This is a genomic window from Alphaproteobacteria bacterium, assembly GCA_035625915.1.
GTDB lineage: Bacteria > Pseudomonadota > Alphaproteobacteria > JACZXZ01 > JACZXZ01 > DATDHA01.
In genome coordinates this window covers 21,838-30,249 of record DASPOR010000219.1, presented here as the reverse complement: position 1 = coordinate 30,249, position 8,412 = coordinate 21,838, and the positions used below count along the sequence as shown (strand labels likewise).

At 60.3% G+C, this 8,412-nt stretch carries 6 protein-coding genes; 4 read left to right on the top strand and 2 right to left on the bottom strand.

Annotation, left to right across the window (positions count from 1 at the left end):
* From mnmG to VEJ16_17965, 4 genes are all read left to right on the top strand, one after another.
* A partial coding sequence (gene mnmG / locus VEJ16_17980; GenBank protein HYB11552.1) for a tRNA uridine-5-carboxymethylaminomethyl(34) synthesis enzyme MnmG occupies nucleotides 1-1,843 on the top strand: 1,843 nt, incomplete at its 5' end.
* A 286-nt stretch (nucleotides 1,844-2,129) separates the two neighbouring features.
* Nucleotides 2,130-2,753 carry a 16S rRNA (guanine(527)-N(7))-methyltransferase RsmG gene (rsmG, locus tag VEJ16_17975; GenBank protein HYB11551.1) on the top strand — a complete coding sequence of 208 codons (624 nt, stop codon included), beginning with the start codon at nucleotides 2,130-2,132 and terminating at the stop codon, nucleotides 2,751-2,753.
* Nucleotides 2,754-2,757: 4 nt separating this feature from the next.
* Nucleotides 2,758-3,603 (top strand): ParA family protein, encoded by an 846-nt coding sequence (locus VEJ16_17970; GenBank protein HYB11550.1) that lies wholly within the window; start codon nucleotides 2,758-2,760, stop codon nucleotides 3,601-3,603.
* On the top strand, nucleotides 3,600-4,496 hold the full coding sequence (locus tag VEJ16_17965; protein ID HYB11549.1) for a ParB/RepB/Spo0J family partition protein: 897 nt from the start codon (nucleotides 3,600-3,602) through the stop codon (nucleotides 4,494-4,496). The genes VEJ16_17970 and VEJ16_17965 overlap by 4 nt, the downstream gene beginning before the upstream one ends.
* 63 nt (nucleotides 4,497-4,559) lie before the next feature.
* On the opposite strand, the gene holA is transcribed toward VEJ16_17965, so the two are convergent.
* Together holA and leuS are read right to left on the bottom strand one after the other, a co-directional pair.
* Nucleotides 4,560-5,588: a DNA polymerase III subunit delta gene (holA, locus tag VEJ16_17960; GenBank protein HYB11548.1), complete on the bottom strand. Its 1,029-nt coding sequence runs from the start codon at nucleotides 5,586-5,588 to the stop codon at nucleotides 4,560-4,562.
* Nucleotides 5,589-5,670: 82 nt separating this feature from the next.
* A complete protein-coding gene (gene leuS / locus VEJ16_17955) occupies nucleotides 5,671-8,235 on the bottom strand; it encodes a leucine--tRNA ligase (protein ID HYB11547.1) in 2,565 nt (854 codons plus the stop codon).
* Between the last annotated feature and the right edge of the window lie 177 nt (nucleotides 8,236-8,412).

Sequence of the window (8,412 nt, the reverse complement as noted above, 5' to 3'; positions counted from 1 at the left end):
CGCCGCGCGCCTGGGCGCCAGGACGGCGCTGGTGACCCACCGGTTCGCAACCGTCGGGGCGATGTCGTGCAATCCCGCCATCGGGGGCCTGGGCAAGGGCCATCTGGTGCGCGAGATCGATGCCCTGGACGGCATCATGGGCCGCGCCATCGACCGCGCCGGCATCCAGTTCCGCATGCTGAACCGGAGCAAGGGGCCGGCCGTGCGTGGCCCGAGGGCGCAAGCCGACCGGAAGCTTTATCGCATGGCGGTGCAGGCGATCCTTGGCGACCACGAAAATCTGACCATCGAGTCGGGAGCCGTGGAGGATGTGGTTCTGGACGGATTGGCTGGGATTGCGGGTATCGTTCTCGCTGATGCTCGCGAAATACGCGCGGGTGCTGTTGTTATAACAACCGGTACGTTTCTCCGTGGAATGATACACGTAGGACGCGAGCGATATCCAGCGGGACGGGTGGGCGAGGAACCTTCGGTCGGCTTGTCGAAAACACTTGAGCGGTTTGGTTTCCGGCTTGGGCGTTTGAAGACCGGAACGCCGCCGAGATTGGATGGCCGGACAATCGATTGGAAAAACCTCGAGGTTCAGGACGGCGACCGCCCACCAGTGCCGTTTTCATTTCTCACGAGTGAAATTACCACCCCCCAGACGGTCTGTCATATCACATATACGACCGATGCCGTCCACGAGTTGATACGGCAACATCTGCACCGCTCGCCGATGTACTCAGGCCAAATCAAAGGCGTCGGCCCGCGGTATTGTCCTTCCATTGAAGACAAGGTTGTCCGGTTTTCGGATAAAGAGCGGCACCAGATCTTTCTTGAGCCGGAGGGTCTTGACGATCATACGATCTACCCGAACGGCATTTCGACCTCGCTGCCGCAGGAAATACAGGAAGCCATGGTCCACAAGATCGCTGGATTGGAGCGCGCCGAGATCATTCGTCCGGGCTATGCAATCGAGTATGATTTCGTCGACCCGCGCGAGCTTAAGCCCAGCCTGGAAACCCGCCGCATTCGCAATCTCTTCCTCGCCGGGCAGATCAACGGCACCACCGGCTATGAGGAAGCGGCAGCCCAGGGCATTGTCGCGGGGGTGAATGCGGCGCGCAGTGTTTCCGGTGGCGAGCCCTTCGTTCCAACCCGGGCGGAGGCCTATGTCGGCGTTTTGATTGACGATTTGGTGACGTTGGGCACTGCGGAGCCGTATCGCATGTTCACATCCCGGGCGGAGTACCGGCTTTTGTTGCGCGCCGACAATGCCGATCTGCGACTGACGCCGGTGGGCGTTGAGTTCGGCTGCGTCGGGTCCCGGCGCGCCGAGGCGTTCGCGCTGAAGGGCATGGCCCTGGAGTCGGGGAGGGATTTGGTCGGCCGATTGGGGGCATTTCCAAAAGCCCTTCAACAAAAGGGCCTTGACGTCAATCTAGATGGAAAGTGGCGAAGCGTTTCGGATTTGCTTCGATATCCCGGCCAGACCGTTGAGGGCCTTTCGGTGCATTGGCCGGAGTTGCGAGGTCTGAGGCCCGATGTGGTCGAGCAGCTTGAAATCGACGCGCGCTACACAGGCTATCTTGAACGGCAGGAAGCGGACATCCTTGCGTTTCAAAGAGACGAGTCGCTGACTTTGCCGCCGGACTTGGATTATGACCGAGTCGGCGGGCTTTCGGCCGAGGTCAGGCTAAAGCTTGCGGCCGTGCGGCCACGTACCCTCGGACAGGCGGGGCGGATTTCGGGCATAACGCCCGCTGCGCTCACCGCGCTGTTGCGGCACGTCCGCAAGGGCCCCCAACGCAATGATGTAGAGCAAAGATCGGCCCTCGCAGCAAATGTCAAAGTGCGCTAGTGTGGCGAATCCGAAATTCGCCATTTGGGGGAGCGGGGCCGCACGCGAATTTCCGGTTCTAAGCCACAGGAGGAATATTTTGAATTTAGTGTGGTATTCCGATTTGAAGCTCCTAGACGCAGATGCCACCAAAATGACAGGAACTTCAAATCCACCAAACGAGGCGCGACTGGCCCGTCCGTGATCAGACTAAATTGTTTCACGTGAAACAACGACATCAATCCTATGCGTGCGAAAGGTCCGAGTGCATTCGCTCGAAGGTAGAAGGGTGAGCGGCTGGCGACCCATGACAGCCGAATCGCTTCGGGACTTTATAGATGTTTCACGTGAAACACTCGAAAAGCTCGAAATTTACGTCGCGCTGCTTCGGAAATGGCAAAACGCGATCAATCTCGTCGGGAAAAGCACTTTAGCCGATCCCTGGCGCCGCCATGTTCTCGACTCAGCCCAATTAGTTCGTTTTTTGCCGAAGTCGGTGCGGTCAATCATCGATCTTGGAAGCGGCGCCGGTTTTCCGGGGCTCGTGCTGTCGATATTCGGCGCCCCTGATGTCACCCTCTGCGAATCGGACTCGCGCAAATGCGTTTTCCTCCGCGAGGTCGTTCGACGAACTCACAGTACTGCCATTGTCACCGAGCGGCGCGCTGAAACGCTCTCAGGTATGAATTTTCACGTGGCGACCGCACGAGCCCTCGCGCCTGTCGATACACTTTTGTCGTATGCGGTCCCGATACTGGCGCCCGACGGGATTTGCCTATTTCTGAAGGGTAAAGAGGTGGAAGAAGAATTGACCGCAGCGTGTAAACGATGGAATATGCGGATCGAGGTCATTGCCAGCCATACGGATTCGGCGGGCAAAATACTAAGGCTAGGGGAGATATCGCGTGCCGCACCCAACAGCTTCCGTTAGGCAGATTACTCCCCGGTCTCGACCCCGCATCCTCGCAATCGCTAACCAGAAAGGCGGCGTCGGTAAGACCACGACCGCAATAAACCTGGGAACAGCGCTTGCGGCCGTTGAGCAGCGGGTCCTGCTGATCGATTTCGATCCTCAGGGCAATGCGAGCACAGGACTCGGGATTGACAGAGCCCGACGCCGACTAAATTCGTACAGCATTCTGATGGACGGTTTGCCCTTCGAGCAAGCCGTCTTGCCGACAGGCATTCCCGGCTTGGAGGTGGTCGCTGCATCCCTCGATCTTACGGGCGCCGAACTGGAGCTGGTCGCCTCTCCCCGTCGCGAATATCACCTGCACGACGCCTTCGCGACCGCCAACGTGCCCTACGACTATATCTTGATCGATTGCCCGCCGGCCTTGGGCCTCCTGACTCTCAACGCCCTGGTCGCTGCCGATGCGGTTCTGGTCCCCTTGCAAGTCGAGTTCTATGCGCTGGAGGGACTCAGCCACCTCCTGGGAACGATCGAACGCGTGAAGAGGTCATTCAACGCGCGGCTTGAGCTACAAGGTATTGTGTTGACCATGTTCGATAAACGCAATAGCTTGAGTGAAATGATCGCGCAGGATGTCCGTGGTCATCTTGGCGACAAGGTTTACAGCACGGTCATCCCTCGCAACGTCCGTGTCTCCGAAGCGCCGTCTCATGGTAAGCCGGTCTTGCTTTACGATCTTCGGTGCACGGGCGCTCAAGCCTACCTGCATCTCGCGGGCGAAATTTTGAGACGCGAGGGCATCTTTCCGGCATCCGGCGCATCGACTCAATCAAGCGCCAATGCAGACCCTGTTAGGGCGCGCGCATGACGCCTCAAGACAGCAAGCGGCGGGGCCTGGGACGCGGCCTTTCAGCACTGCTGGGCTCCGAATCCGAAGACCAGGCGACCTTGGAAAGGCTGCGCCCGCCGCGCCACCTGCCCACGGGCGCCCTTAAACCAAGCCGTTTTCAACCTCGTCATCGCTTCGATCCCGAAGAGATGGCCGCCCTGGTCCGTTCCATCGAAGCCCAAGGCATTTTACAGCCCATTCTCGTGAGGCCGCTCCAGGACGACGCAACCAGCTACGAGATCATTGCCGGCGAGCGACGTTGGCGCGCGGCGCAAGAGGCCCAGCTTCACGAAGTGCCCGTCATCGTCCGCGACATGAGCGACGGTGAGGCGCTCGAAATTGCCCTTGTCGAGAATATCCAACGCCAGGATCTGACGCCTCTCGAAGAGGCCGAGGGCTACCGGCGGCTCATGGAAGAGTTCGATCATACCCAGGAGGATCTCGCGCGGGTGGTCGGCAAGAGCCGGAGTCACGTGGCGAATCTGCTGCGGCTCCTGGGATTGCCGCAGCCTGTCAAGGATTTGCTCGAGCGCGGAGATTTGACGGCTGGTCACGCCAGAGCGCTGCTCAACGTCGCAAGTCCCGTGGAACTCGCCCATGAGATCGTCAAGCGCGGATTGAATGTGAGGCAAACGGAGAAACTAGCGCAGGACAACACCGCGCGACTCAAAAAGGGTGCCGCGGTGCCGCGGGAGAAAGACGCGGACACGCGGGCACTCGAGCACGACCTTTCGCTCAAACTCGGTCTAAAGGTCTCGATTGAAGATCGCGGTGGCAAAGGGCACGTCACCGTGCGCTATGATAATCTTGGCCAGCTGGACGATCTCGTCCAGCGTCTCACCGTGTCATCCGGAAATAGCCGAGACTCGTAGTGTAGTAGATGTGAAGTTACTAATATTTCGCTGGCAGCAAGGTTTAGGAACTTCAAATCCGGCCTAGGCCCTTCGTGTCTGACGGCCGGCGGCACTGGCCAGTTCAAGCAAACATCGCGTGACGATCGCCTCATCGGGCATGCCGGTCGTTTTGCAGGCGAGCTCCACCGCCGTCAGCCGCTCGAGCGCCTCTGCCGCTCGGCGAGACGTCCAGGTTCGGAGCTGGTCCGTGACCCCGTCCCGCAATTTCCAGAAGAGCTTCGGCCTTAGACTGCCGATCGCCTGCTCGATGCTCTTACCGCGGTCGATCTGCCCCGCCGCAAAATGAAGCCGCTGGAAATAGCGCTGAGCGGCCCGAGCCACGCCAACCGCCGACTCTCCCTCTGCGAAGGCGCGGGCTAGTGCGCGCACGACGGCTTCTTGACTTCCATCCGCAAGTGCGCCTTCGATCGAGTGCGCGGCCGAATCACCAACGCAAGCCTCGACGTCCGCAAGATGCACCTGCGTCGCGCCGGCGCCGACATAAAGCAAAAGCTTCTCGATTTCCCGTCGTGTAATCTGACGGTCGCCGCCGAGATCTCCGACGAGGCATTCGAGCGCATCGGGGGCGATCGTAAGTCCCGCCTGCTTGATCATTTGCCGCGCCACTGCCGCGATGTCCTCCTCGCGATCCGCATAGCAGGCCAGAGCTGCGGCATTCCTTGCACTTTCGAATAGACTCCGCAATTTCGATCGTGCGGGCAAATCGGCCGCATCGACAACCACAAGCGCGTCGCCGACGGGTGAGCCGAGAAATGCTTGGAAGAGTTCCGCAATGTCATCCGTTCCGTCGCGGACGCGAATGACCCGCCGCCCCCCGATCATCGAAATCTGCGCGGCTTCATCGGCCAAACGCGCCGGGTCGTCGCGCAGAACCGAGGGGCTCAGCTCGACGACGCGAAAGGGGTCATTCAACGCAGGGACGACCGAGAGGCAGAGCCGTTCCGCGCGCTCACGCGCGAGCCCCGCATCCGGTCCGTAGACCAAGATCGCGCGCGCACCCGGATCGGGTCGGGCTACGAAGCCTTCGATACGCGATGGCGGAATCTTCACGGTCTGCTCAATTCCACGATTACGCCGCCGGACGACAAGCTGCTTAACGCCGATGTCTTCGCGAACGATCCGTTCAGCACGTTCAAACGACGACGTTGATGATCCGATTGGGAACGACGATGACGCGCCGTGCCGCTCGGCCGTCCATTGCCTTGACCACGGCGGGCAAGGCGAGTGCGGCACGCTCGGCGTCGGCATGTTCGGCGTCGCGGGGGAGGTCGACCGTCGCGCGCAGTTTGCCGTTCACTTGCACCGCGATCGTAACCATGTCATCGATCAGCAACATCGGGTCAGCGACCGGCCAGGGCTCGTCAACGAGCAGCGTCGCGTGGCCCAGGGCCGCCCAAAGCGCTTCGGCCAGATGCGGCATCATGGGCCCGATGAGCCTTGCAATCGCATCGTAGCCTTCGCGCCGAACCCAGTCTTGACCCTCGCCGTCGCCGGTGACTGCCGCCAAGGCGTTGCTAAGCTCGTGAACGCGCGCCACTGCTCGATTGAACCGAAAATGGTCGAGATCGTGGGTAACACCGTCGATGGTTTTATGAATCGCGCGGCGCGTGGCCTGCTCGGTGTCGTCGAATGTCGCCGGGCGCACCGCATCCGAGGCCGCCATCGCCTGCTTCGCTTGATGGACCGCGCGCCACAGGCGATTGACGTAGCGCCATGCGCCCTCGACACCTTCGGCCGTCCACTCCATGTCGCGTTCAGGCGGCGAGTCCGAGAGCATGAACCAGCGTGCCGTGTCGGCCCCATAGCTCCCGATGATCTCCGTGGGGTCGACGGTATTCTTGCGCGATTTGCTCATCTTTTCGGAGCGGCCGATGGTGACAGGTTCGCCCGTCGCCGCCTCGACGGCGACGTTTTGCCCGTTCCGCGCGATCTCGCTCGGTGCGAGCCAGCGTCCGTCGGCACTTCGGTATGTTTCGTGGCAAACCATGCCTTGCGTGAACAATCCGGCAAAAGGCTCGTCCACCGAAACGTACCCGCTTCCTCGCATCGCCCGCATGTAGAAGCGGGAATAAAGAAGGTGAAGAATCGCGTGCTCGACCCCGCCGATATACTGATCGACCGGCAGCCAATAATCGACGGCCGCACGGTCGACCGGACCAACCGCTTTGGGTGAGCAGAACCGCGCGAAGTACCATGACGATTCGACGAACGTGTCGAACGTATCCGTCTCCCGCAGCGCTGGCATGCCGCATGTCGGGCATGCCACGTGCTTCCAGGTCGGGTGATGCTCGAGGGGATTGCCGGGCTTGTCGAACGTCGCATCGTCGGGCAGTGTGACAGGGAGGTCCTTCACCGGAACGGGCACCGTCCCGCAAGTCGGGCAATTAATGACTGGAATCGGACAGCCCCAATAGCGCTGCCGCGAGACCCCCCAATCCCGGAGACGAAAATTCACCTCGCCGCGCCCGTGCTTGAGGGCCTCGAGCCGCGCAACGACCTTCTTTTTCGCGTCTTCGACCAAAAGCCCGTCGAGAAATTCCGAGTTGGCCAAAATACCATCGCCCGCATACGCCTCGGTGCCGATGCTAAAGCGTTTGGGGTCCTCACCCGGAGGAATCACGACCGGCATGACCGGCAGATTGTATTTGCGCGCGAAATCCAGATCGCGTTGATCGTGCGCGGGGCACCCAAAAATGGCGCCCGTGCCGTACTCCATGAGGACGAAGTTGGCGATATAGACGGGAAGCCGCCAATCTTTTCCGAGCGGATGGAGCGCCTTAAGACGTGTCAAGAACCCCTTTTTCTCGGCCGTCTCGATGGCGGCTTCACTCGTTCCGAGCCGGCGGCATTCCTCGATGAAATCGCGGGCCGATGGGTCCGCCGACCCAATCGCCTCGGCGAGCGGATGATCTGCCGATAGGGCGAGGAAGCTCGCGCCAAAAAGCGTGTCAGGACGGGTCGTGTAAACTTCGATCGAGTCGGTGCGTCCCTCGATCGCAAACGTCACGCGCGCGCCGGTCGAGCGGCCGATCCAGTTCCGCTGCATGAGGCGTACTTTTTCCGGCCAGCGGGGCAGGCGATCGAGTTCGTCGAGCAGATCTCCGACAAAATGCGTAATCTTGAAAAACCACTGGTTGAGTTTCCGCCGCTCGACGAAGGCACCAGAGCGCCATCCGCGACCATCGATCACCTGCTCGTTTGCCAGCACCGTCATGTCGACGGGGTCCCAATTGACCCAAGACTCCTTGCGATAGGCGAGACCGGCTTTCAAGAAATCGAGGAACATCCTCTGCTCGTGCTTATAGTAAGCCGGATCGCAGGTCGCCACCTCGCGACTCCAATCGAGCGATAGCCCCATGAGCTTGAGCTGCGCGCGCATCTGATCGATGTTGGCGTATGTCCATTTAGCGGGATGAATTTTCGCCTCGATCGCGGCGTTCTCCGCGGGCAACCCGAACGCGTCCCATCCCATGGGGTGCAACACATTGAAGCCTCGGGCGCGTTTGAAGCGGGCGACGACATCGCCCATTGTATAGTTGCGGACATGGCCCATGTGGATGCGGCCCGAGGGGTAGGGAAACATTTCGAGGACATAATATTTCGGCTTTGAGGGATCCTCGCGCGTCTCGAAGGATCGTCGCTGAGCCCAGATCGCCTGCCACTTGGCTTCGGTCTCCTTGTGGTTATAGCGTGACATGGCGCTCTCTAGTGTGAGGGATTTGAAGTTCCTGGCATTCTGGTCGCATCCGCGATTAAGAGCTTCAAATCCGAATACCACACTCGTGCGGTGGATTTGAAGTTCCTGTCATTTCGACGGCATCCGCGTTTTAGGAACTTCAAATCCGAATACCACACTCGATACAACGTATTCCTC